This window comes from Larkinella rosea (genome assembly GCF_003858635.1).
Lineage (GTDB): Bacteria > Bacteroidota > Bacteroidia > Cytophagales > Spirosomataceae > Larkinella > Larkinella rosea.
Map to the genome: position 1 here is coordinate 1 of NZ_RQJO01000011.1, position 24,304 is coordinate 24,304.

Sequence of the window (24,304 nt, forward strand, 5' to 3'; positions counted from 1 at the left end):
CCTAAGGAATCATTGTTATCCTCAACAAAATCTAAGTTGTAGTTAGTCAGTAGTAAACTCATATAGAAGCCGTAATAAAGAAACTGTTTTAAATATAGCTGAATCTCCGCTGAGGAGCGATTTTTACCTGCTAAACCTACTAATTCTTATAACGATTAGTAGGTATTATAAAACTAACGTCCGTTTATAATTATTGACGTAAATCTATTAGGTGGTCATTTGCTTTTCCTATAAAGCAATTCCAACGAGCCATCGGCTAAGGGCGTATAAATCTCATTATTCTGATTGCGGATTACATATTGTCCACTGGTCTTAATGGCAATTGAGTCGTTAGCAACTTTTGTTACTGTCCATGTATCACTGACTGGACTCGTTCCATAGGGGAAGGTTGTTTCTGCATGTACCGTGCTAGCCGTCAACCTGGTGACCGTAATTGTTGATTTGTAGTTACCGGTAATATCAAATCCCATGTATTTCACTTTAACTACCTCATATTTTCCAGCTATCATCGTGGCGGCATCTGGTTCAACGTTACGATTGCAACTTGTCATTAACCTTACCAAAAAATAGAGAGTGAGTAGCTTTCTCATTCGGATTCAGATTAAATGTTAATGTAATCATAAAGACAAAATGAATGTTAATCATATAATTGTTTCCAAAACCTCTGGTTTATGAGTGATTCAATTTAATTATGGCGCAAACATGCCTCACACTCGGCGAGAGTTTCGAATGGCACAACTCCCCACAACCACCCCATACAAAGGATTTGCATACCTTTCTGGATGGATCATAATAATATTTGGTAAAGGCCGCGAAGCATGGTCCACTTTCCGGTTTGAGTTCGCATCGGGGTGATTTTATACTATTCTTCTCACAACCACCTAGAGAGAAAGCAATTATTACAAAGGCAGTTATTGGTTTCATAATGGTAATAAGCAAAGAGTAGTTTTCCTTTTAGAGTCTTTTCAAGTGTCCAGGGTTGTAAATGGGAAAGAAAAAACCAAGTCTTACAAACGTCCGAATGGAAAATAGAAAGATTGGCTGGTACGGGCAGTATTATTGGTCTGGCCAGTACTGGTATATAGCCAAGACTGTCAACACTGGGAAGCGCGGCCGAAACCTGCATTTTGTTGGTGCGGGTGTTACCCAGCAGGAAGCATTAAGGGATTTGTACGCAGAAATGAAAATCTAATTAACGTCCCATTTACAAACCACGCTATTGTTACATAGACAAATCGAGTCTAAAAAATAGCAGCAGCCGTTAACAGATGGCGTATAGCGGTTTACCGGAAAAACCATTACCAACTTTAAAAGGCAATTACTATTCATCCGGACCATTAAAATGCGGGTCGGAGTTGTCCGACTCGGGCGGGGTATCCCAATCGTCGGGTTGGTGGTCCGGTTCCGGGGAAGGGTGATGAACGTCCAGGTCATCCTGAACCGCCACTTCGATGTGTGAGGTCGGATCGTCCGAAGCGGTTTTCGGTTCGGAGGTTACAAAAACTTCCGGTTCGTCGTGCTCCGCGTGCGGATGCGCTGGGTGTTCCGAGGAACTGTGCGATGGCTCAACCGCTTCCACCCAGAGATCGTCAAATTCGAGCAATCCCTGCTCTTCGAGCTGGCCGTGCATTTCCTGAAAATATTCCACCGCCACCGGTACCTGCAGCCCTTCCCAGATCACCCGGTGTTCGTCGACGGCCTGTTGCAGGTCGGGATCGGCGGCTAGTTCTGCTTCCAACTGGCGTTGTTCGTCGGGCGAGAGCGTGCCTTCCAGGTAAGCTTCGATTCGGTCGTATTCGGATTCAGTTAAAGCCATGATCGTACTAGTTTAATGGGCCTCTGCCCCAGAACAGCTTCTTCAGTTGTTCGGTACATTCATACCGCTTGGTGCGGGCGGTTTGGGGCGTGTAATTCATGATGTGGGCAATCTCGACGAGCGGTTTTCCCTGAATATAAAACAGGTCGATCACGCGCTGGCAATTCTCGCCCATCCGCTGGAGCAACTGGTTGACTTTGCTGACATTTTCGGAAAAAGTCATCAGTGCATCCGTCGGGTCGTCGTCAGATCGGTCAACGTACACATCCAGCGGTTGCGTATGGCGGTGACGGGCACTTTGCAATTCGTTGATCCACTTGCGTTTGCAAAATTCAAAAAGAACACTTTTCAATCGGGCCGAGGGCGACAACTGATAGCGTCCGGATTTTACGGCAACGTAGAACTCCGCCATCCCTTGTTGAAACGCGTCCTGCGCGTGTTCCATCGATCCCTGATTGGTTTGCACATAATGGGCGAACGAGCGGAATGTTTGGGCGTAGAGACAAGCGTAGGCCCGGTCGTCGCTGTTTTTTAAACCGGCAAAAAGCAGTTCATCGGTGGGAAAGGCACTGCACGGATTGGGTGGCAGAATCATAATCGTTGATTAACAAAAATCTTCTCAATATACAGGGAACAAACGCCTTATAAAATCGTGACGGGGGTTGAATCGGAAAATTTGCCGTAGATGATCGGAATTTGCTGGTTATGCGTGGTTTGCCGAACCCCGTTGCTGACGTATTTAAAATGTTCGCGGATGGTCACGATCCGGTTTCGGTCACTATCGGCGGCTCCCTCGGCTCCTTTCACCAGATAATACGTGAAAGCACCCTGCCGCAACGAATTATACTCGCCGGATTTCTGACTCGAGCGCGACGACGCCATGACGACGACGTTGAGCGACGGATCATTCAGTTGCTTGTAGGTTTGGTGAGAAGCCGTGCGGGCGTTGGACTTCCGCCTGATGCTGCCCGAATGGCAGGCATCCGCCCAGACAATCTTGGTGTTGGCCGCCGACTGCCGGAAGGCGGTTTTTACTTCGGCGTGCAGGAGTTCCTGGCCATCGGCGGTGAAAAATGTGCCATCGGCGCCGTGCCCGGAAAAGAAAATAATCACCCGGTCATTGCGTTGGGCGCGCTGAAATAGCTGGAGTGCCCGCATGATGTTGGCGTGGCTGGCTTGTTGATTCACCAACGTCACGATATTCGCGGCCGGAACGCTGCCGCCTTTCGGGCCGCGCAAAAACCGGGTGACCAGCGTGGCGTCGTCATCGGCATACTGCAGGTCGTTGACCGTGCCCACGTAATCAGCCACCCCGATGACGATGGCGTAGGTTTGCTGGGCAAATGTATTAATAATTGTCACCAGCGTCAGAATAGTTGCTAAATACCATTTCATGAGCGTATCTTATTGAAGATGAATATTTTAGTTGGTTGGAAGGAGGCCGCTATTGGGTCGATTTTTAAAACGGCCGTTTGCTGGCCGGGCGTCGATTCAACGGGTTGTGCAACCTGCCCGGATTTATTGATGTAGTATTCCTGGCCGTCTTTGGAAACCAGCGCCCGGCCTTCGGCAAAATTGGCAGCTTTGTCAAACTGGCATCGGATTTTTATTTGGCCATCCAGATTGATGTAGCCCCATTTGTTGTCTTTCCGTACGGTAATGAAATCATCGCTGGCTTTTCCGATTTCATCGTACGACTTGGTCTTACGTTTTTTCTCCCCCTTTTCGTCTACCAGAATCCAGCCGTCTTCGGTCTGTTTTTTATAAAGCTTTCCGGTGATTAGAACCGGTGCTTTTCCGGCACTGATGACCGCCTGACTAACACTTTCGGTGTCATCCAGCGGCTGATCCGGTTTGGTATTCGGCGGCAAAACATCAATTTTCGGGTTCTGTCTCGTTGGTTTGTGTGCGGTTCCTGCCCCCTGAACCTGACCCGTTTCGTCGGATTTCGCCCATTTGTAAGTCATCACGCCACCCAGTGTCAATACGGCGGCAATCAGGGCGACGGTCAGCAGGCGGGGAAGTGAATCGGAATCCGGAAAAAGGTTGTCTTTCGGGGCTGGTTGTTCAACGCTGCGCTTGGGAACGGGATTCGGTCGCGGTTCCGGAATAATACGCGGAGGAACTTTATTTTCGACCGGAGCCGGGGTGGTCCGGACGGAATCAACCGCCACCACGGCCACGGTTTCATCGGCCACGGTTTCCGGATGGGCATAAACCGGAGCGGAAAACCGGTATTCGTCGGAGACTTCGCCACTAACGGTTTCAATCTGAACCAGATACGCCGAGAAGTTATCCTTGGTTTTTCCGGTACAGCAATCGATCAGCGTTTGTTTTTTCTGTTCATTGGATGCCGCTGTGCCCAATACATTCTCCAGCAGTTCATCGCTGACCCGTTCCAGAACGCCGTCGGTACAAAGGAAAAAATAGTCGCCGGGCCGAACGTCATTGAGCACCTGAACGTCGATTTTGACCGGTTTGGTATTGCCCTGAATGGCTCGTTCGATGACGTTCCGCTGGGGATGTTCACGCGCTTCTTCGCGGGAAATGACTCCGGCTTTCAGCAATTGATTCACCAGCGAATGATCTTCGGTTCGCCAGACCACCTTGCCATCGCGGAGGTGGTAGACCCGGCTGTCGCCAATGTGAGCCACGCTGGCTCCGGCTTCGTGCAGATAGAGCATGGTCAGGGTGGTCGCCATTCCGTTGCCTTCCGGGTGCCACGCCAGGTAGTCGTCGAACCGAGCCTGGACGTGATCCAGCGCCGTTTGCAGATAAACCGGCGTGGCCACCGGTTCCGGATTCCGGACGAAGTAGTCGTTAAAACCCTCAACGGCGATGTGGCTGGCGATTTCGCCCCGGGCGGCTCCGCCCACGCCGTCGCACACCATAAACCACGGCTGTTGCTGCGTAGCGTCGTCGGCCTGTGGGAAAATAGTATCTTCGTTATTGCTGCGTCCACCCTGAAAGGAATACCCCAAAGGCGGGTGAATGGTTAATTTCATGGGAAGTGGGCCGGTTGGTACTAGTTGAAGGATAAAATGGTGCGGGTATAGTCAGTTCCCTCCACCTGACGGTGCGCTTTCTGGAGGGACTCGGACATCTGATACGTTTTCAGCACCACTTTGGTTTCGCCGATCTGAACGGTGTCACCGTCTTTCAGGTAGATTTGTTCCGAAGGATGCAGCGCCGGTTCCTGGCCATTCAGGAAAGTGCCGTTCTGGCTTTTTTTCCGGGTGCCGTCGGGCTGGCGGGCACCGTCCTGAAGCACGTAATCCACCTGCCCCATTTTGTTGATCTTTACTTCAATCGTGCAATGCGGGCGGCTCATGTACCGATCCTCCGTTTGAATCATCAGATCAGACGGTGATTTCCGGGAAATCCGCCCGACTGTGTTGAGCCCTTTTTTCAGATTGAACGTCTGCGACGCCGTTTTTTCATCATGAACGATCAGCCAGCCGAGCACTTCCGGCAGCGCCGGTTTGGTCTTTCCCTCGCCTTGTATCCACGTTTTTTCGTTGTCGTTCTCCTTGATCAGCGTTTCTTCATCCGAAGCCGCCGGGACCGGTTTGTCGGGTGCCGACAAATTCGCGGGTAAAGGATTTAAGTAACCACATTTCGGGCATTTGACTTCTTTGGCCTGCGTGGGGACTTTGACCCGAACGGTAAGACCAGCGCGGCAGGCCGGATTTCCGCAAGTGAGAGTGAGTTCCTGAACGTTCATGATGATTTCGGCGAAAAGCAATTTACGGAGTGAATACGAACAAAACCGGCTTACGCGACCCAGTCGCTGACGTCGGCGTTGTTATCATAATCGTTGCTGGCCATCCGATTTTCATCGGACGAAAAACTATCCATCGTTGGTGCTTCAATCGGGTGTTCCAGGGGTGCAGCGGACAACACTTCGCCGGTGTTCATATCAACCTGAGCAACCGTGTCGAACTGGTGATCCCCGTCTGCATCGAAAACGGTTTTTCCATCTTCCAGCATCACAATATCTACATAGCCATCGTGGTTAGAATCGCCCATTGTAACCTCGTGTCCATCTTGATTGACGGTTACAACTTCCACTTCCGGAGTCGTGTCGTTCGCGGGCGTCGTCTGATTTTGAGAGGTGCCAAAGTCGCTCAGCGCGGGTGCATTGTAGACTTCCGTCATCGGAGCCGAAGCAATCACTTCGTGCGAGTTGGGATCCAACTCAATCCGGGTTTCCAAAATACCGTCGTTGTCAGTATCCACCGCGCCGGAAGTTCCATCGACAATTACCACTTCGGCATCGCCATCGTGGTCCGTGTCACCGGCGACAATCGTGTGTCCCTGGTATTCAGTCGTGACAACCACCGGTTTGGTTTCCGGCGTAGTTTCGTTCGAAACCGGTCGGTTGTTGAAAGAATCCAGATCGCTCAATTTCGGTGCTGCGAAAGTGGTTGCCAGTGGAGCTTCGGCCGTAATTGTATGCGTTTCTGGATCCAGCTCCACGCGGGTGTCCATGATGCCGTCGTTGTCGCGGTCAATGATGCCGGTTTTTCCGTCGCTGAAAACAATCGCTTCCGCATCGCCATCGTGGTCTCCATCGCCCAGTGCCACGGTTTGTCCGTTGTATTCACCGATTTTGACGTCAGCCCTGCTGGTATTGTCGCTCGCCGAATGAGTTGATTCCGACCTGGTTTCGTCATTCAGTGAAGCGGCATAGTCTTCCCGCTGTTTTTCGCTCATGGCTTCCCATTCTTCTTTGTAGTAGGTGTTGTAGAGGTGATCGTTCCATTCAAAATAACCACCGGGGCCAACTTCTGCGCGGGCGGTTTTGAAAGCGTCTTCGAAAGACATGTCGTCGGTAACGTGGGTAGCCACCATGGGTTCGTGAGGAGTAGGCGTTTCGCTGGTTTCTGAAGGAGTGGTGTGGGAGGAGGTGGCATTTGGCGCTACTTCCGGGCGGGGACTGGTGCTGACGTGCGTGCTGTCGGAAGGCGTTTCGGTCGACGGTTTGGGTTCTTCCACTTTGGTAGGCGTTTCCGCAGCCGGTTTGGTTTCCGGGTGATTGTTGTTGGCTTTGCCATCTTCTTCGCTCATACCCCAGGCCAGGGCGCTGCCACCGGCGATGGCGGCTGCCCCGCCCAAACCGGCGAAGAGGACGGCTTTTTGTTTGCCGGTCAGTTTTTTACCACCGGTTTTGGCTACTGGCGTGGCCTGATCGTTTCCTGTTTGCGTTGGCTGATCGAAGGAGTCGGAAGTCGGGAGCATGGTCGGAATGATTTAGTATGTGAGCTGTTTTTTGAATCGCCTTGTTGCGGTTTCTACTTCTTTATCCGGGCCACTTTCGGAATGTCAGTGCCTGAGTGAAAAATTTTTCAAACTTTTTTCGGTGATCAGACCCACAGGCATTTGCAATACCGGCATTGCCGTTGCCGCACCAGTTCGCCGTAGGGAACATAGCCCAAAAACTGCTGACAGGCGGGGTTCGGGCATTTGTAATCGCGCCGGAACGCTTCGTCCAGCACCTGAACCCGTTCGCTGGTATTGAAAACATAGGCGTCGATCAAAGCCGCCAGTGGAAAACCGGCATACGGCACCCAGCCGATTGCCACCCGAATCCAGGCTTTTTTCTTCGGATCGCCGGTCAGGATTTCCTGTTTCGCCATCACATACTGTTCATAATGCCAGCTCAGTCGGGACAATTCTTCGGCAAAATTGCCGCCTGGGGGCGTCAGTTGCGGGATGGGTCCGGGTGTTAGCCCCGGTATTGGTCCCGCCCCCGGTTTGGGGATCGGCGGAGGGGGAGGTGGTTGAAGCTGGGGGCGGACCTTCTCAAAAAGCGTTTTCACGTCCAGTTTGGCGATGGTTCCCAGCACCACGTTGCTGCTCGGCGTAATCATTTTCTGCACAATCCGACGCCCATCGACCTCGGTTCCGTACGTGGAGTCGAGGTCTTCAAGCAAACCCAGAAAATCGGTATACAACGTCAGTCGGGCGTGGTACCGACTGATGCCCGGTTTTTCGAGCACCAGGTCATTGTCTTTATTTTTTCCGATCCGGATCACGCGCAAAGCGGTCGGCCGGGAAGCATCGGGTGTCATGGTGTTCAGGTTTGAGGGTTTAAGGTTTGATAGTTTACGGTTTACGGTATTCAGTTTACGGTGACTGACGCATGCTTACTGCCGCGTTCTTGTTGGAGCATGCGCCAGCCACCGTAAACCGAATACTGAAAACCGTAAACCGATTTACCAGCGTATCGAATACTGGTTCAACCGTTTCTGGGCGTCAGCGGAACCCAACCGGGCGGCTCGTTTGTAATAATCGACAGCGATTGTCCAGTTTTGGGTGACACCCTGCCCGTAATCGTGCAGGTAGCCCAGATTATAGAGTGAATAGATGTTGTTCTGCTCAGCCGCTTTCAGGTACCAGAACCGGGCCGTTGCGTAATCGGCGCCATTGCCGCCGATATACCCCTTGTAATAAAGCGCACCAATTGAATTCTGTGCTTCCGCATAGTTCTGGCTGGCGGCTTTCCGGTACCAATATTCGGCCTGCGAATAGTCACTGCTAACGCCGTTGCCATACTGGTAACACAATCCCAGTTTATACTGGGCACCGGCATCACCACCTTCGGCACCTTCGCGGTAATAACGGACCGCTTCGTAATAGTTACGGTTCACGCCGTTGCCGTTGTAATACAGTTCGCCCAGATTGTATTTTGCCTTTGCGATACCGCCCATTGCGGCTTTTTCGTAATAATCCCGGGCTTTCGGAAGATCGACGGCCACGCCCATTCCAAATTGATACATCGCACCGATGTTGCTCAAACTCAGCAGGTAACCCTGGTCGGCCGCTTTCCAGTACCAGCGCAGTGCTTCGCTGTAATCCCGTTGCGTACCCGTGCCAGTATTGTACATGTAACCCAGATGATGAATCGCTTCGGGCGTCATGAAGGGCGAATCCCGGTGTTTGTAAAGCAGAAAAAACGCTTCGGTATATTGCCCTTTGTTCGCCAGTTCCACGCCTTTCGTAATGTCGCCTTTGACAACATACGTCCAGAATGCGAACAGCCCACCACCCAGCACCAGCAGCACAACGAAGCCGATGATCACATTGCGGAGCGTGTGGGATTTCTTTTCGGCCTGTTTCTTCGAACCATCGTCCGGTTTTTTCGGGTCAAGAATTACCTCTTTCACCTCTTCCGGTTTCGCCATCTCTTTTTTTCGAACATCTTCCGGCAGATTAAACAGATGCTGGTTCGGATTCCGGATCAGCGTTTTGTCGTCATCATTGCCCACAAAAACCGGTTGCGGTTCTGCCAGAGCCTCTCTGAAGGCCGCACAACTCTGAAAACGATCGGCGGGATTTTTGCTGGTCGCTTTCTGAATGGCCGCGTTGACGCGCTGCGAAACACCCGGAATAAACGGAAGCGGTTTTTTAACAATCTCGGCCTGAACCGTGTAGGCCGAACCATACGAATCGTCATACGGTTTTTTGCCCGTCAACAGGGCGAAGAGCGTCACGCCCAGCGAATAAATATCGGTGCGGTAATCGATGGATTTGGGTGTGGTAATCTGCTCCGGACTCATGTACTGGGGTGAGCCGATGTTGGTGTGGGTTTCGGTCAGTTCCAGGTTGGCGTTGACGATCTTGGCAATGCCGAAGTCCATCACCTTGATCGAACCGTTGCGGGTCAGGAACAGATTCGTGGGCTTGATGTCGCGATGGACGTAATTCTTCTGGTGTACATAGCCCACCGCATCCAGAATGTCGTTGAACCAGTTGAGGGCCTGCTTTTCGGAAACCGGCCCGTGTTCGATCAGATACCGCCCCAGGTCTTCACCTTCCAGATACTCCATAATGATTGCCATCGTGCTCGCATCTTCGTGGTAATCAATTACCTGGCGAATATGCGGATGTTCCAGACTGACCATCATTTTGGCTTCCAGCCGGAAACGCTCGGCCAGTTTTTCCTTGAGTTCCATCCCCGGCTTCAGTACTTTGATCGCGAAGCGTTTTCCGAGCGCATTCTCGGCGTACCAGACGGTGGCCATTCCGCCTTCACCTAATTTCCGGCTTAATGTGTAGGTAAGAAGTTGCGTTTGCATAAAACTCTGAAGTAAAGGTTATGAAGGCTGCGAAAGAGCCGCCCCGTTCGTTGTCCGTGATTTCATCAATCTTACCGGGTTAATGTCAGCGGTTTTTCAGGAAAAGCGTATAAGTATTTTTTCGACTTCTTGATTATCAATCAGATGTGGTTGGGAAAAGGTGAATTTTCTCTCAATTTAAGAGAATTCAGGCGTAAAATAAGGCGTTGTCAAATGGGAAAACCGGCCTATCGAAACCCGCCCAATTTCGATGCTTATCCCTAACTATTCAATAGTTACTACTAACGATTTTAGGTTACGGGAGCGGTTTCAGAAAACTGCCCGTTGGCAGATTGGGAAAGATCGGGAGGAACTTATCGCAGCAATTGTTAACTTGCTATAGTAAGACAAAAGAAGAAAGAGAATAGAGGAACGACTATTGACTTTAACATGGATGAGTTAATCTCGCTTCTTTTCTCTTTTGTCGGATTGTCTGCTGTATAAGAATTTAAGCCGTATTCATTGTGCAATCGCTGCCCCAACTCGTTGCTTTCGACGAAGAAACCACCTTTTTTGCTGACCTGATCATCCCTGTTCCGATTCCGAAACTGTTTACCTATCGCGTCCCGCGCGATATGGTGGAACGGCTGAAAGTGGGGGCGCGGGTGATTGTTCCGTTTGGCAAAAACCGGGTGTATACGGCGGTCGTGGGGCGCATTCACCACCAGCCACCGAATACGTATCAGGCCAAATACATCCTTGAACTACTGGATGAATATCCGTTGGTTACCGGCTATCAGCTGGAGCTATTTAGCTGGATGGCAGAATATTACCTCTGCAACATCGGCGATGTGCTGAACGTGGCCCTGCCGTCGGGTTTGAAGATTACGAGCCAGTCGAAGGTGCAGTACAACCCGGATTTCGATTACCCCGAACTGCTGACCGACGACGAAGTGCGCTTGCTGGACGAACTCAAAAAGCACTCGGCGCTGTCGTACGAAGAATTGGGCCGACTGGTCGGAGAAACCAACGTGCCAACGACCATCAAATCGCTGGTGGGCAAACGGGCGGTAATTGTGTTCGACGAAGTGCGGGAAAAGTACGTGCCGAAAATGGTGCGGAAAGTCCGGCTGACGGCCCATTACGAAAACCGGGAGCAGATTCTGGCCTTAATTAACGGACTGGAAAAGCTGCCGAAACAGCAGGAGGTGATCATGAAATACCTGAGCTACATTCCGGTACTGAACAATCCGGCGCTGAACCGCAAGGGGCTCGATAAAACCATTCTGAACCAGGACGATGAACTCTCGCAATCGTCGCTGCAAACCCTGATCAAGAATCAGATTTTTGAAACCTTCGAGGTCATTGTTCCCCGGTTTGGTGACGAGGATATGCAAAGCGTTGAGGTGAAACTAACTGAGATTCAGCAACGGGCTTGTAATCAGGTACTCAGTGCGTTCACCGAAAAAGACATTGTGTTGCTGCACGGTATTACCGGAAGCGGCAAAACGGAGGTCTACATTAACCTCATTCAGAATGCGCTGGAAAGCGGCTCCCAGGTGTTGTACCTGCTGCCCGAAATTGCGCTGACCACCCAGATTGTGGTTCGCCTGCGAAAAGTCTTTGGCGACAAAATGGGAATTTACCATTCAAAATTCTCGGACAACGAACGCGTCGAAGTCTGGAAGGGAATTGTGGACGGACAATACCAGTTTGTGGTAGGTGTTCGCTCGGCGGTTTTTCTGCCGTTCGACAACCTGGGGCTGATTATCGTGGACGAAGAACACGAAACGTCGTATAAACAGCACGACCCGGCTCCGCGCTACCACGCCCGCGACGTGGCCATGATGATTGCCCACTGGCAGAAGGCCAAGGTACTGCTGGGATCGGCAACACCTTCCATTGAAAGTTATTACCACGCCCAGCAGGGGCGCTACGGTTTTGTGGAACTGCTCGAACGTTACGGCGACGCCATGCTGCCCGACATTGTGCTGGTGAATACGCGTTTGGAAAAACAGCAGCGGAAGATGAAAAACGAGTTTTCATCGGTCTTGCTCGACCAGTTGCAGCAGAATCTGGAGCGCGGGGAGCAGAGCATCCTGTTTCAAAACCGGCGCGGGTATTCGCCGTATTTGCAGTGTGAAGACTGCGAATGGACGGGACGCTGTCCCAATTGCGACGTCAGCCTGACCTACCACATGCGCGACGCCGAATTGCGCTGTCACTATTGTGGTCACAAAGATCCGGTGCCGAAAAGTTGCCCGGCCTGTGGGTCGTACAAGGTTCGGACGATCGGTTTCGGGACCGAAAAGCTGGAGGATCAACTCCAGATTGTGTTCCCCGAAGCCCGGATTCAGCGGATGGATCTGGACACGACGCGGGCTAAAAATGCGTATCAGCAGATTATTTCGGAGTTTGAGGGTGGCAACGTCGATATTCTCGTCGGAACGCAGATGATCAGCAAAGGACTGGATTTTGGGAACGTGAGTCTGGTGGGGATTTTTGACTCCGACCGGATGATTCACTACCCGGAATTTCGGGCCATCGAGCGGGCCTTTCAGATGATTACGCAGGTCAGCGGTCGGGCGGGCCGGCGCGCCGACCGACGCGGTAAAGTGCTGATTCAGACCAGTAATCCGCAGCAGGCGGTTTTACAGAAAATTCTGGAAAATGATTACAAAGGACTGTTTGAGGAAGAGATCGTTGAGCGGGAAAACTACAATTATCCGCCGTTCTCGCGGCTCATCAAACTGACGGTTCGGCATGCCGAGCAGCGGGTCAGCCAACAGGCAGCCGAGCGGCTGGTGGCCCAACTGACCGAAAAGCTGGGCGAAGCGCGGGTGCTGGGACCGGAAGTTCCGCTGGTGGAACGCATCCGAAACCAGTATCTGTATACGGTTTTGATCAAACTCGAACGCAGCATCAGCCCGAAAGCCGCCAAGGTTTTTATCCTCGAAAAAATCAACGAACTGCTGAGTGATAAAGGTTTGAAAGCCGTCACGGTGGTAGCGGATGTGGATTGTTTGTAGCCGGAACCAGACCAAAGCAAAATCAGTTTTCTCTAAAAAACAGGATTATGAGTACGTTAACTATAACGCTGACCGACGAGCAGGCTGCCCGTTATGGTTTGCAGTCTGACTCAATGACGCTTGATCAGTTGGTGGATAAGATCAAAACGGAAGTGGCTCGTGATGCGTTGCACAAGTGTCAGTCTATTGCCGAAACGAATGGCCTGTCTGGAATGTCGTCAGACGAAATAAACGCGGAAATTGAGGCTGTTCGGAATGCAAAAACTGGTCATTGATACGAACGTTCTGATTTCCGCCCTGATCGCCCGAAGTTATCCCGCCTTACTTGTAGAAGAAATTATATTGGCACGGAAAGCGCAGCTTATCCTGTCAGAGGCTATTTGGGAGGAATATCTCGAAGTTCTCAACCGAGCCAAATTTGCCCGATTCACCCATTTTAAGAGGAATGCTGAAATCCTGTTGCTGCGACTGGACGAATTAGCCGAAAAATAGAACCCACTGAACGGGTTTTGTTGATAAAAGATCTCGACGATAATAAGTTTTTAGAAGCTGCCATAGTTGCGAACGCTCATTTCATTATTACGGGCAATTCGAACGATTTTACATTTGATCGGATTCGGTCAACTCGAATCGTGTCACCTAAAGAATACTGGGAGAATCACAGAGCTGAGTAATAGCTATGAATTGCTGAGTGATAAAGGTTTGAAAGCCGTCACGGTGGTAGCGGATGTAGATTGTTTATAAATTTTTCAAGCGGTTTTCCGCGACTCCGAGTTTAAAGGTATATTGAAGACCGAAAAACCGGTCAATATATTCCTTTCCCTAATGGCACACAACCGCCGAGACTTCGTAAAAAAAATGGCTGCCGCGGGCAGCGCCTTTTCGCTCAATAGCCTGTTTAACGTCACCCACGCGGCCGATTTTGCCGCAGCCAACCAGCGCGTGCAGCACCTCAGTCCGCTGGAAGTAGCGGCTGACGAAACCTACTGGAGCACGATCCAGCAGGGCTATACGGCTTCGTCGTCCAGCATCATCATTCTCAACAACGGGGGCGTGTCGCCGTCTCCGCTGGTGGTGCAGCAGGCGGTGGAACGCTACAATCAGATGGTCAATCAGGGGCCGTCGTACTACATGTGGCGCATTCTGGATCAGGGGCGCGAACCCGTGCGCGAAAAACTGGCGTTGCTGGCGGGGACGCTGCCCGACGAAATTGCCATCAACCGCAATGCCACCGAAGCGCTCAATACCGTGATCTATGGACTCGATCTGGCCAAAGGAGACGAAGTGATCGGGACGCTTCAGGATTACCCCAACATCATTCAGGCTTACCGGCAACGCGCGCAGCGGGAAGGCATCGTGTATAAACAGCTCAGTTTCAAATTCCCGATTGAGGATGACGAGCAGATTGTCCGCGAGTACGAGAAGGCCATTACGCCCCGCACCAAAATCATTCACGTCACCCACGTGATCAACTGGGTGGGCCAGATCATGCCGGTGCAGAAAATTTGCCAGATGGCGAAAAAACACGGCATTGAAGTGGTTGTCGACGGCGCGCATTCCTTCGGATTGCTGGACTTCAAAATTCCGGAGCTGGGCTGCGATTATTTCGGCACGAGCCTGCACAAATTCCTGTCGGCGCCCGTCGGCACCGGCATGCTGTGGATCAAAAAAGAGAAAATATCCAAAATCTGGCCCCTGCTCTGCAACAGTCAACCCAAAAGCGACGACATCCGCAAATTCGAAACGCTGGGCACGCGCAGTTTCCCCATCGAACAGGGCATTGGCGAAGCCATCAATTTCCACAACGCCATCGGCGGCAAACGCAAGGAGGAACGGGTACGGTTTTTGAAAAACTACTGGGCCGAAAAGGTGCTGAAGTTTCCCGGTGTCAAATTGTCGACCTCACTCAAACCCCAGTTCTCGTGTGGCATCTGCGGAGTAAGCATCGACGGCATGACGCCGGGCGAAGTGGAAGGCAAGCTCATGGCCAAATACAAAATCAATACGTCGCCCACCGTTTGGGAAAACATCAGCTGCGTTCGGGTAACTCCGCACGTTTATACGACGCTGGCGGAGCTGGATAAACTCGTAAAATCCATCGGCGAAATTGCCGCTGAGAAAAAGAAAGCGTAAGAACTCAATACGGAAACGGGGCGGTTCCGTCGCTCCAAAACCGCTTTCCTACCCGGCCTTTTCGGACTCCCAAACGCCACGAAACGGCTCGTCTTTTACCATCCGATGGTTTCACTTTGTTCTTGATTCGGACAAAGTGTAACCTTATTGGGTGTATTTCCACTTTCTTCCCGGCGTATTTTTTTTCAGTATCCTTCCGGATTCGATAAAAATTTTCTTTTCCGTTGAATACGACTAACGAGCTATAAGCTAATTACTTACAAAAGTAAAATCGGCCGGCTGATTTCTTCGCAAATGGTTCGTCGATCAAACTCATTATAATGACTTTATCTTTTCATTTAAATATGTGTAATTACCAATTAATCTTGAAATTTTATATAAATCGTATCCATGAAAAGAAAGTTACGCAATTGCGTTCTGTTGTTGCTCGGACTTGTTATCTGGACCATCGAGGTTCAGGCCCAAAACCGGCAGGTGGCCGGCAAAGTGATTGATGAAACCGGGGCTGCGGTGCCCGGTGCCAACGTTGTAGCAAAAGGAACTACCATCGGAACCAATACCGACGGAGCGGGCAATTTTACCATTTCGGTACCGGCCGGAAACCGGACTTTAATCGTTTCGTCCATTGGCTTTAAAACCCAGGAAATCGACGTTTCACCCGGCATGTCGAAGGTAACCGTCAAGCTTCTGCCGGACGTTAAAAGTCTGTCGGAGGTCGTAGTAACGGCCCTCGGGGTTCAGCGGGATACCCGAAATGTGGGGTACGCCGTTCAGCAGATTGACGGCAAAAATATTCAGGAAGCCCGCGAGGTCAATTTTATCAACTCGCTGCAGGGCAAGCTGGCGGGGGTGCAGATCGGCGGCAACAGCGGTTCGATGGGCGGTTCGTCACGGGTTACTATTCGTGGTTTGAAATCTATTTCCGGTAACAACAACGCGCTGTTTATTGTGGACGGCGTGCCGATGGCGAACATGAACCTCAATTCTTACGGCGTAACGGGCGGGCAGGGAACCGGTGGCGGTGGTTACGATTACGGCAACCCGGCGCAGTTGATCAACCCGAATGACGTGGAAAATATTTCGGTTCTGAAAGGAGCGGCCGCCACCGCCCTGTACGGAAGCCGGGGGCAGAACGGGGTCATTTACATCACGACCAAATCGGGAAAAGGCTCGGGCAACATTTCGATCAATTACGACCTCAACATGCAGGTCGATCAGGTTTCCCTGCTGCCCAAGCTCCAGAATTCGTACGGGGGAGGAGGGAGCTCTACGTTTACCAAATTGTACGTCAATCAGAATCCAAGCGGTTTTTTGCCCGGCGGAGGCACGTTTGACGACAACGACGGCAAAGGAAAATACGACCTGATTCCCGACTACGCGACCGACGAATCCTGGGGCCCAAAACTGGACGGAACGCTGGTGCGGCATTACTGGTCGTGGGACCAGGACCGGAACAATCCGAACTTCGGAAAAACCGCCCCCTGGAGCGCTCATCCCAACAATGCGAAGGATTTCTTCAAAACCGGTTTTACGTTTTCCAACAATTTGTCGGTCGCCAGCAGCACCGACAAAGGCTCCATCCGGTTTTCGCTGGGGCAAACGAAGCAGAACTTTATTTATCCCGGCAGTAAGCTGAATCGTTACTTTATCAGCCTGAATACGACTTACAAGTTTACCGACAAATTCACGTTCAGCGGGGGAATCAATTACGTGCACGACGACTCCAAGGGGCGGCCCGGCACCGGTTTTTTCGGCAACAATCCCATGCTGTTTTACGTCATGTACGGCCAGCGGCAGATCGACGATGCGTACCTGAAAGAGTATAAATATGCGGACGGCACGGAGCAGTCGTGGAACCGGACGGCCTGGAATATCCAAAAACCGGCCTTTACGCAAAATCCGTACTGGAATCAGTATGAGAGCTTTAATACCGACCAGAACAACCGGTATTTCGGCAATGCCGGATTGACGTACAAAATCACCGACTGGCTTTCGGCTGACGTCCGCATGTTTTCGGATTACCTGAATCACCTCGACGAAGTCAGAAGTGCGAAAGGGTTTTTCGTCGGATCGTACGCCAAACGGGTGGCCGTCAACAGCGAAACGAACTACCAGGGTACACTGAATCTCAACAAATCGTTTCTGGATTCCAAACTCACGCTGGAAGCCGTGGCGGGTGGAAACATCCTGAGCATCAAATCGAGTGTGGATGCGGGCACGACGAACGGCGGCCTTCAGAATCCGCTGGTATATGTGTTGCAAAATTCGGCTACACCGGCCACGATTACGAATAACTACGGCAATCGGCAAACCAATTCCATTTTTGCTTCGGCCACGCTGGGGTACAAAAAATACCTGTACCTGACGGTAACGGGGCGAAACGACTGGGCTTCGACCCTGCAGCAGACTGGCAACTACTCTTATTTTTACCCATCCCTGGCCGGCTCGTTTATCTTCTCGGATGTGCTGCCCAAAAGCAACTGGCTGACTCTCGGCAAAGCGCGTTTGTCGTATGCGCAGGTCGGCAATGACGCCATTCCGTACAGCGTTTCCCGTTATTATGATTACGTAGCTCCGTTCAATACATTTCCGCTGCAAAGTACCTCCGACAAATTATTCAATAACAAATTAAAACCAGAGCTTTCGTCGGAAATCGAAGGCGGTTTTGACTTCAAATTTTTCGGCGATCTGATCGGAATCAATGCGACCTATTACGACCGCCGGACCAAGAACCAGATCTGGGATATACAGACTCCGGCCGAAAGTGGGTTTACGACCAAGGTTGTTAACGGCGGTACCGTACAGAATAAGGGGATTGAACTGACACTTTCGGTCGCTCCCGTTACCACGCGGAGCTTTAGCTGGAGAACCGCTCTGAATTTTTCGAAAAACAAAAATACCGTTCTCGACCTGAACACGGACAACATCCAGGGCATCGAACGGTTTGTTATTGGTACGGAAAGACGCACGAACAAAGTGTCGATGGTGGCGCAGAAAGGCATGTCGCTGGGCACCATGCTGGGCACCGATTTTGTCTACGATGCCAAAGGAAATAAGATTGTTGGCGCCAATGGGACGTACGATGTAACACCGGCACCGGTTATCATCGGCGATGCCAATCCGGACTTCATCGGCGGTTTCTCCAACACGTTTAGTTTCAAAAACCTGTATCTTTCGGCTTTAATTGACTTTCAAAAAGGGGGCGATTTTTTCTCGTACACCAATTTGTACGGCTATAAATCCGGGATGCTAAAAGAAACCGCCGAGGGGGACATTCGGGAAAAGGGACTGATCAATCCGGGCGTAAAAGCTGACGGAACGCCGAATGATGTGGTCGTTACGGCCCGGACGCACTTCAACGCCGACGGCGGAAACCGCATCAGCAGCGCCAATCTGTACGACGGCAGCTACATCTACTTACGCGAAGTTCGGCTGGGCTGGAATTTCCCGGATGCCGTCGCCAAAAAGATCCGGATGCAGGCACTGCGATTCACGCTGACGGGGCGCAATCTGTGGCTCATCAAAAGCAGCGCACCGAATGTGGACCCGGCCAATATTACCAATTCCATCAGCAACCAGATTGGTTTTGAAGGCGGTGCGTTGCCCCCCGTGCGCAGTTACGGCTTTAACATCAACATGACTTTCTAAGACCGGTTCGGGAACTCCAACTGATAACATTATCGCCATGAAATTCAATACCATTTTCCTGTTGGCGGCTCTGCTCGTCGCTTTTTCAGGATGTCAAAACTTCGAGGAATTAAATACCGATCCGGCGCGATCCAGCGAAACCCAACCGGAATTTTTACTGTCTAGTGCCCAGAAACGAGCGTCGGACCTGATGTATGACACGTATTTAAACGGACGAATCGGCATGGAAGTGTCGCAATACTGGACAGGAACCGACAAAACTTCCGACGCGCGGTTTTTGTTCACCAACGACGGTTTGTGGACGGGTCTGTATTCCGGCCCGCTGATGGATTTGCAGGAAATTCAGAATTATTACAACCGGCATCCGGAAGAAAGCAATCCGCATACACTGGCTGTCGCCGAAATCCTGAAAGCCTGGCTGTTTCACGTTTTGACCGATGCCTACATCGACATTCCGTATTCACAGGCGCTCAAAGGTGACGACATTCCGCAGCCGGTTTTTGACAAAGGCAAAGATGTGTATGCCGGGATTCTGGCATCGCTGAAAAAACAGATAGATGTTCTGGGGGCGCCTTCCAACCCTATTCGGGGCGATATTATTGCCAATGGCGACGCCAAACAGTGGGTCCGGATTGCCAACGCGCTCCGCATCCGAATTGCTTTACGGGCCGCCGATGTTCAGCCTGCCGAATCGAAAGCGGTGATTGAAGAAGCGGTGAAGAATACCTTTACCGGTATTAATCAGGATGCCTTTTTCCCGTATAACCTAACCGCAACAACCAGCCGGTTTCCATACAATGACGTCGAACGGCCGTTGGTCGAATTCGCGGTTACCTCCACGCTGGTTGATTATTTGAAATCCATTAACGATCCCCGTTTGCCGATTTACGCCCGGCCTGACGACACCAAAGGAACGTATATCGGAAAGGTGTATGGTACCGAAGCCAATTCGCCACTCATGACTATGTTGTCGAAACCGGGCGTGGTTGCCTTCAGCGGTTCGGCCAAGGGATATATGATCACTTACGCCGAAATTGCGTTTGCCAAAGCCGAAGCAGCCGCCCGTGGCATGAATGTCGGAACCGGCACGGCGGAAGATTTGTACAAGGAAGCCGTGACCGCTTCCCTGGCGCAATGGGGTGTGGTGGATGCGAAAGTGGTGGCGACCTACCTGGAAAGCGTGCCGTATAAAGCGGGAAACTGGAAAAACGTGATTGGTACCCAAAAGTGGCTGGCGCTCTATATGCAGGGCTTACAGGCCTGGATGGAACGGCTGCGGCTGGATATTAAAAAACCGAACGGCGACATCCTGTTTATCGATCCGGCATCCGGCAGTCTGGACCCGGATATAAAAGATGTGCCCAAACGGTTGAAATACCCGAGCAGCAGCCGGGTGAGCAATACCGTCAATAGCGCGGCAGCCGCCAAAAACATTGGCGGTGATACGCAGGCCGTCAAAAACTGGTGGGATACCTTGTAGATCAGAAGCTCGGATAACTGAAATAAGATGCCCGCTTTGAAAACCGATTTTCAAAGCGGGCTTTTTTTACAGTTCATTCTCGTCGGTAAAGCCGGAAAGGATGGCCCTGACGATAGAGAAACAGTTGAATAAGTACGCCCAATCGAATGCTGATGGCGTAACAGAATAGTCTGAAAACCACCAGCGGTTTATTCTGGAAAACGATCAGCAGGAGAATTTTAAACGCCATGACGAGGGTAATGGATGCGGATTGGAGAAAAGATGCCATCGGTTTAGGCCAGTGCTTTCCGAAACAATTCTTCCCGATTGCGCAGATTGCTCCGGCTTACTTCCGACCCGCAACTCCCCGCGCTGTGTTCGCAAAAGGCCCGCAGACTGGTTGGCAACGAATCGTATTTTGCCAGGGCCGTCAGCCAGACCGCCCGGTCCTGATACGGAGCCAGCAGGGCGCGGGCGCGGTTTAAATACCGGTGCTGGCGCGGTTTCCAGACCGGACGATCTCCATAAACCGCTCCCTCACCGTTCAGGAGGTTGGGCAGGGCCTGGGGCGGAGCCATGGGCAACAGCTCCGCCAGCAGAAAAAGCCCCAGTTCGACATTCAGCAAGCGGTTGGCCAACTGCCCCGGCAATTCGTACTGAAACCGGAGTTGCGTCGCCAGCGGTTCCTGCCAGTGCAGCGAAAACGGGCTCAACTGGCGGGCAATCAGAATGTCGGAAATGGGTAGCGCGTTCATAAGTATGTTGTTTACTGTCGGTCAGTTCGACGTTTAACCTGAACAAAAATAAACCCACTAGAACGTAATCTTTTTACGTTGTCAGAAAATTCTTGAATTATTTTTGGGCAGATTGAGCCTATAATTTGGCAGGGCCGTCAGGTTGGGGAAATAATAAACCCGGTACGTTCCGTTGTCATTCATGGCCCAGTTTTCCCCTTGCGCTACCGCGAACAACAAATCCGATACGTCGGATTGGTAAGCCTGATAACCCCGTTTGCGGAGGTGGATTTTGACGTCCAGCGTCGTGGTACTGCCTTCGGCCAGAATCAGGGTAGTAGCGGCCATGCGCACGGCCTGCTGGTTGATTTTCTTCGCTCCTGCGTTCATCGTTAGCGTTTAATTCGGACCATATACCGCACCGTACACTGGGCGGAATTATATACGATAAATTCATTTTTGAGCAGGCTGACACCCCGTTGAGCAAACACCGAGTCATATTTGGGGTCAATGTTTTTCAGGGCATTGCCGTCCAGCTGCATGTGCCAGGCATCGTGTTGGGTCAATTTCAGCTGTTCGCCCACATGCACCTCGTAAATTCCCAGGTAGCCTTCTTGCTGCTTTCCATTGGCCCAGACGGCACCGTGTAACGAGGTATAATTGAGTGATTTACTGAATTGATCGGCGAAATAAATCCCGTATCCGAACATTTTGCCCGTAATGACGGCGTTGGCGGGGCGGAGCAACAAACCGGTTTTTAAAATCGACAGCCAGTTTTCGCTGCGGCTACCGTGCCAGAGCAACTGGGTTTTGCGGTTTGAACGACTGCGGGTGTAGGTATCAAACGCGGTTTGGGTGTCCGTCTGGCAAATGCTGAAAGCGGCATCGAACTTGTCGGCATCGTTCCCCATCATTCGCTTGATCAGCGTCAGAACGCGTTTATCGGTGACGGGCTGCACCTCGAGCTTCATCATTTCGAGTAAATTGGCGGACGGATGATCAGGCGTTTCGTTCGACTGATTCAATTCAACCTGCCCCCGCATGACGTCGAGCGTATCCTGTTCGGCGGCCAGCTGATCGCGCAAAAGCTGGATGTCTTCGGGCGTTTCCGGCGATTTGGCCAACAGATGCCGGCCCACTTTCCCCATCTTCCGGGGAATGACCTTGAATAAATCCAGCAGCTTCGGATTGTAAGCGTCTATGGCTACGCCGGGTGCCACCAGTTCCGCCAGTTCATTGAGAAGGTGCTGGGCGGTTTCGACCTGTTTGCGCGTTACCTCCTGCGCCGTTACAACGTAGTTCTGGTAAATGGATTGATTGGCAAATTCCATCAACCGGCTCATCAGACCGCGCACCTCGGCATCGGAAATGGTGTTGGGATCGGCCGTTGCCGTTTTTTCGGCGTACAGATGGGTTTGATCCAAATAGCCTTTGGCTACTTTCTCCCGAATTTTTCGTTCCCATTGGGCCATCGGATACGTAGTGACGCTTTTTGAACCGCCAACCCGTCCGTAATGAACGGTAAAGGTGTCGTCCGGCTGCTCCCGCATTTCATAGTATTTGTTGTTGTTTTCGGCGGTTACCATGATCAGTTTCACGGTACGAAGTTTTTTTGCGGGAGCAGCAGACGGTTTTGCGGAGGAATCTGTTTGAACGGGTGAATTGGGATTGACCGGTGCGGGCACCGTTTTAAGCAAGGTGGCAGGAGCAATGAAATGGGTTATGTGCCGGAGCAGTTGATTCAGCATGTCCGTAAAGAATGAAGGTAAGACAGAGAAAAGGGTAAAAAGTCAGCTCAGCACTTTCCGCAGCACACTTAATCGATTCCGCGAAAAACCGACGGTTTTCAACCGGAAAGAGCTATAGTCGCGGCTGATGTCGTAGGCTTGCAGATGAACCGGAACGGCCATGTAGGTCTCCAGCAAATCCCGCCAGTGTGTATACTGGGAAAAGTGGGTCAGCAGGGCCAGCCCGCGGCTCCGTAATTTGTGCTGCCGGGGTGTCCAGGCCGAATCGGTGGTACTCAGCAAACCGGGCAGGGCGTCGGGCGAGGCCGAGGGCATCAGTTCCGAGAGCAGGAACAGACCGAGTTCAACATCGAAAAGCTGGCGGGCCGACAGTCTGGGGAGTCGGCGACCGGGACGCTGGCTGGTCAAACCAGTGTTGGCAGTCGTTGAGTGGCGGTAGAAGGCCGGGGCGAGGGAAGCAAGTGTGTTCATGGCAAAAGGTGTTCAGTAGTACGTTGATCCGGCGATGCGGTTTTTAGACCTGATCTCCGGTTTGGACGATACAAAATTGATCCGGCCAAAACGTAATCTTTTTACGGCCTTCTGTTTTTTTGAAATAATTTTCCCCTTTTTTGTCGGGACAAAAAACCGGATCTATGCCCATCACCCGTTCCGCTTTCCAACGGTACCGCCTGATCGATGAAGTCATCAGTCGCTATCCCCGCCGGTATTCCAAACAGCAACTCTTTGACTTACTGCACGATCGCTGCGGGATTCGCTCGGTTTCGTCACTGGAAAAAGACATTCAGCGGCTCCGCGAAGACCATGATGCGCCCATTGCCTACGACAAACGCTGCAACGGCTATTATTACACCGATCCGCAGTTCCGGCTTCTGCGGCTCATGCTTACGCCCGACGACATGGAAGCCCTCGACTACGCCCGCGAAGTGCTGGCGGCTACCCAGGGGGCGTCGGTAGTGGCCGAACTGACCAACGCCCTCCAGAAAGTGCGGCAGAGCCTGGATATAGTCCGCGAAGTGCGGCCCGAAGATGGCAATGCGGTGGGGCCGGGCCGGAAAGTGGTGTATGTCGAAGAGAAAGTGCTCGGCGGAAACCGGCAACACGTACCGGTTTTGATTCGGGCCGTCAACCAGAACCGGCAGGTGTCGTTTCACTACCGCAAGCACGTCGATGCGCTACCCGAATCGGCCGATCGCCCACGTACGCTGCATCCGATTTTGCTGCGCGAAGTGGCCGATAGCTGGTATGTGATCGGGTACGATGACACCAGCGGGAAGGAAAAAACCTACGCCCTGGATCGGATGAGCGACCTGGAAATTCTGGACGAACCCTGCGCCGTGCCACCTGCGGTTTTGGCGTATGTGGCGGAATTATTCGACCATATTTACGGGATTACGGACACCACCGATCCGGTGGAAGAAATTGTGCTGTCGTTTTCGCCCCTGTTTGGCTATTACGTGAAAGCCAAACCCATTCATCAGACGCAGGTGGTGTTGCGCGACGACGATACCGAGTGTGTTGTTCAACTGCGACTGGCTCCCAATCGCGACCTGTTGATGCACCTCCGCAGCTACGGCGAACACGTGAAAGTGCTGAAACCGGCGAGTCTGGCACAAACAATCGTGACATCGTTGCGGGAGACGCTGGGGCGGTATTGAGATTCAGAACAAAGAGAAA

General features: G+C 51.7%; 23 protein-coding genes. 8 read left to right on the plus strand and 15 right to left on the minus strand.

The annotated features are described in order from the left end of the window. Positions 1-215: 215 nt before the first annotated feature. From EHT25_RS24145 to EHT25_RS24190, 10 genes are all read right to left on the minus strand, one after another. Positions 216-590 carry a hypothetical protein gene (locus EHT25_RS24145; protein WP_124877759.1) on the minus strand — a complete coding sequence of 125 codons (375 nt, stop codon included), beginning with the start codon at positions 588-590 and terminating at the stop codon, positions 216-218. Between the two features lie 79 nt (positions 591-669). Next, positions 670-924: a BPTI/Kunitz-type proteinase inhibitor domain-containing protein gene (locus EHT25_RS24150; protein WP_229311784.1), complete on the minus strand. Its 255-nt coding sequence runs from the start codon at positions 922-924 to the stop codon at positions 670-672. Positions 925-1,321: 397 nt separating this feature from the next. Next, complete coding sequence (locus EHT25_RS24155) at positions 1,322-1,816, minus strand: anti-sigma factor family protein (protein WP_124877760.1); 495 nt, start codon at positions 1,814-1,816, stop codon at positions 1,322-1,324. A gap of 7 nt (positions 1,817-1,823) precedes the next feature. Beyond that, entirely contained in the window at positions 1,824-2,411 is a 588-nt protein-coding gene (locus EHT25_RS24160; protein WP_124877761.1) for an RNA polymerase sigma factor, read from the minus strand. A 47-nt stretch (positions 2,412-2,458) separates the two neighbouring features. Continuing rightward, entirely contained in the window at positions 2,459-3,211 is a 753-nt protein-coding gene (locus tag EHT25_RS24165; protein WP_124877762.1) for a caspase family protein, read from the minus strand. Further along, on the minus strand, positions 3,208-4,821 hold the full coding sequence (locus tag EHT25_RS24170) for a WG repeat-containing protein (RefSeq protein ID WP_124877763.1): 1,614 nt from the start codon (positions 4,819-4,821) through the stop codon (positions 3,208-3,210). Before EHT25_RS24170 ends, EHT25_RS24165 begins: the two co-directional genes overlap by 4 nt. 20 nt (positions 4,822-4,841) lie before the next feature. After that, positions 4,842-5,540 carry an FHA domain-containing protein gene (locus tag EHT25_RS33255; protein WP_229311785.1) on the minus strand — a complete coding sequence of 233 codons (699 nt, stop codon included), beginning with the start codon at positions 5,538-5,540 and terminating at the stop codon, positions 4,842-4,844. A gap of 50 nt (positions 5,541-5,590) precedes the next feature. Next, the gene (locus EHT25_RS24180; protein WP_124877764.1) at positions 5,591-7,057 is read right to left on the minus strand and encodes a hypothetical protein; all 1,467 of its coding nucleotides are present in this window, start codon (positions 7,055-7,057) and stop codon (positions 5,591-5,593) included. A 125-nt stretch (positions 7,058-7,182) separates the two neighbouring features. Then, positions 7,183-7,890: an FHA domain-containing protein gene (locus EHT25_RS24185; protein ID WP_124877765.1), complete on the minus strand. Its 708-nt coding sequence runs from the start codon at positions 7,888-7,890 to the stop codon at positions 7,183-7,185. A 144-nt stretch (positions 7,891-8,034) separates the two neighbouring features. Then, positions 8,035-9,897: a serine/threonine-protein kinase gene (locus EHT25_RS24190; RefSeq protein WP_124877766.1), complete on the minus strand. Its 1,863-nt coding sequence runs from the start codon at positions 9,895-9,897 to the stop codon at positions 8,035-8,037. Between the two features lie 503 nt (positions 9,898-10,400). On the opposite strand from EHT25_RS24190, the gene priA reads away from it, so the two are divergent. From priA to EHT25_RS24220, 7 genes are all read left to right on the plus strand, one after another. Next, positions 10,401-12,905, plus strand: coding sequence for a replication restart helicase PriA (priA, locus tag EHT25_RS24195; protein WP_262707853.1), 2,505 nt, complete (start codon positions 10,401-10,403; stop codon positions 12,903-12,905). A 47-nt stretch (positions 12,906-12,952) separates the two neighbouring features. Then, complete coding sequence (locus EHT25_RS24200) at positions 12,953-13,180, plus strand: hypothetical protein (RefSeq protein ID WP_124877767.1); 228 nt, start codon at positions 12,953-12,955, stop codon at positions 13,178-13,180. Next, positions 13,161-13,397: a putative toxin-antitoxin system toxin component, PIN family gene (locus tag EHT25_RS24205; RefSeq protein ID WP_124877768.1), complete on the plus strand. Its 237-nt coding sequence runs from the start codon at positions 13,161-13,163 to the stop codon at positions 13,395-13,397. Before EHT25_RS24200 ends, EHT25_RS24205 begins: the two co-directional genes overlap by 20 nt. A gap of 20 nt (positions 13,398-13,417) precedes the next feature. Beyond that, entirely contained in the window at positions 13,418-13,579 is a 162-nt protein-coding gene (locus tag EHT25_RS33500; RefSeq protein ID WP_374756171.1) for a hypothetical protein, read from the plus strand. 151 nt (positions 13,580-13,730) lie between these two features. After that, on the plus strand, positions 13,731-15,038 hold the full coding sequence (locus EHT25_RS24210) for an aminotransferase class V-fold PLP-dependent enzyme (RefSeq protein ID WP_124877769.1): 1,308 nt from the start codon (positions 13,731-13,733) through the stop codon (positions 15,036-15,038). Between the two features lie 390 nt (positions 15,039-15,428). Further along, positions 15,429-18,686: a SusC/RagA family TonB-linked outer membrane protein gene (locus EHT25_RS24215; RefSeq protein ID WP_124877770.1), complete on the plus strand. Its 3,258-nt coding sequence runs from the start codon at positions 15,429-15,431 to the stop codon at positions 18,684-18,686. Between the two features lie 37 nt (positions 18,687-18,723). Further along, the gene (locus tag EHT25_RS24220; protein WP_124877771.1) at positions 18,724-20,166 is read left to right on the plus strand and encodes a SusD/RagB family nutrient-binding outer membrane lipoprotein; all 1,443 of its coding nucleotides are present in this window, start codon (positions 18,724-18,726) and stop codon (positions 20,164-20,166) included. 73 nt (positions 20,167-20,239) lie between these two features. Here the strand turns inward: EHT25_RS24220 and EHT25_RS24225 are convergent, their stop codons facing one another. The 5 genes from EHT25_RS24225 to EHT25_RS24245 form a co-directional block, all read right to left on the minus strand. Further along, a complete protein-coding gene (locus EHT25_RS24225) occupies positions 20,240-20,434 on the minus strand; it encodes a hypothetical protein (protein ID WP_124877772.1) in 195 nt (64 codons plus the stop codon). Between the two features lie 4 nt (positions 20,435-20,438). Then, complete coding sequence (locus tag EHT25_RS24230) at positions 20,439-20,900, minus strand: pPIWI_RE_Z domain-containing protein (RefSeq protein ID WP_185731471.1); 462 nt, start codon at positions 20,898-20,900, stop codon at positions 20,439-20,441. Positions 20,901-20,981: 81 nt separating this feature from the next. Next, positions 20,982-21,269, minus strand: coding sequence for a hypothetical protein (locus tag EHT25_RS24235; RefSeq protein ID WP_124877773.1), 288 nt, complete (start codon positions 21,267-21,269; stop codon positions 20,982-20,984). Between the two features lie 2 nt (positions 21,270-21,271). Next, the gene (locus EHT25_RS24240) at positions 21,272-22,627 is read right to left on the minus strand and encodes an ADP-ribose polymerase (RefSeq protein WP_124877774.1); all 1,356 of its coding nucleotides are present in this window, start codon (positions 22,625-22,627) and stop codon (positions 21,272-21,274) included. Between the two features lie 42 nt (positions 22,628-22,669). Then, positions 22,670-23,098, minus strand: a complete 429-nt coding sequence (locus EHT25_RS24245) for a pPIWI_RE_Z domain-containing protein (RefSeq protein WP_124877775.1) — start codon at positions 23,096-23,098, stop codon at positions 22,670-22,672. Between the two features lie 164 nt (positions 23,099-23,262). Here EHT25_RS24245 and EHT25_RS24250 point away from each other — a divergent pair, with 164 nt between their 5' ends. Continuing rightward, positions 23,263-24,285, plus strand: coding sequence for a helix-turn-helix transcriptional regulator (locus tag EHT25_RS24250; protein ID WP_124877776.1), 1,023 nt, complete (start codon positions 23,263-23,265; stop codon positions 24,283-24,285). Positions 24,286-24,304: the final 19 nt, after the last annotated feature.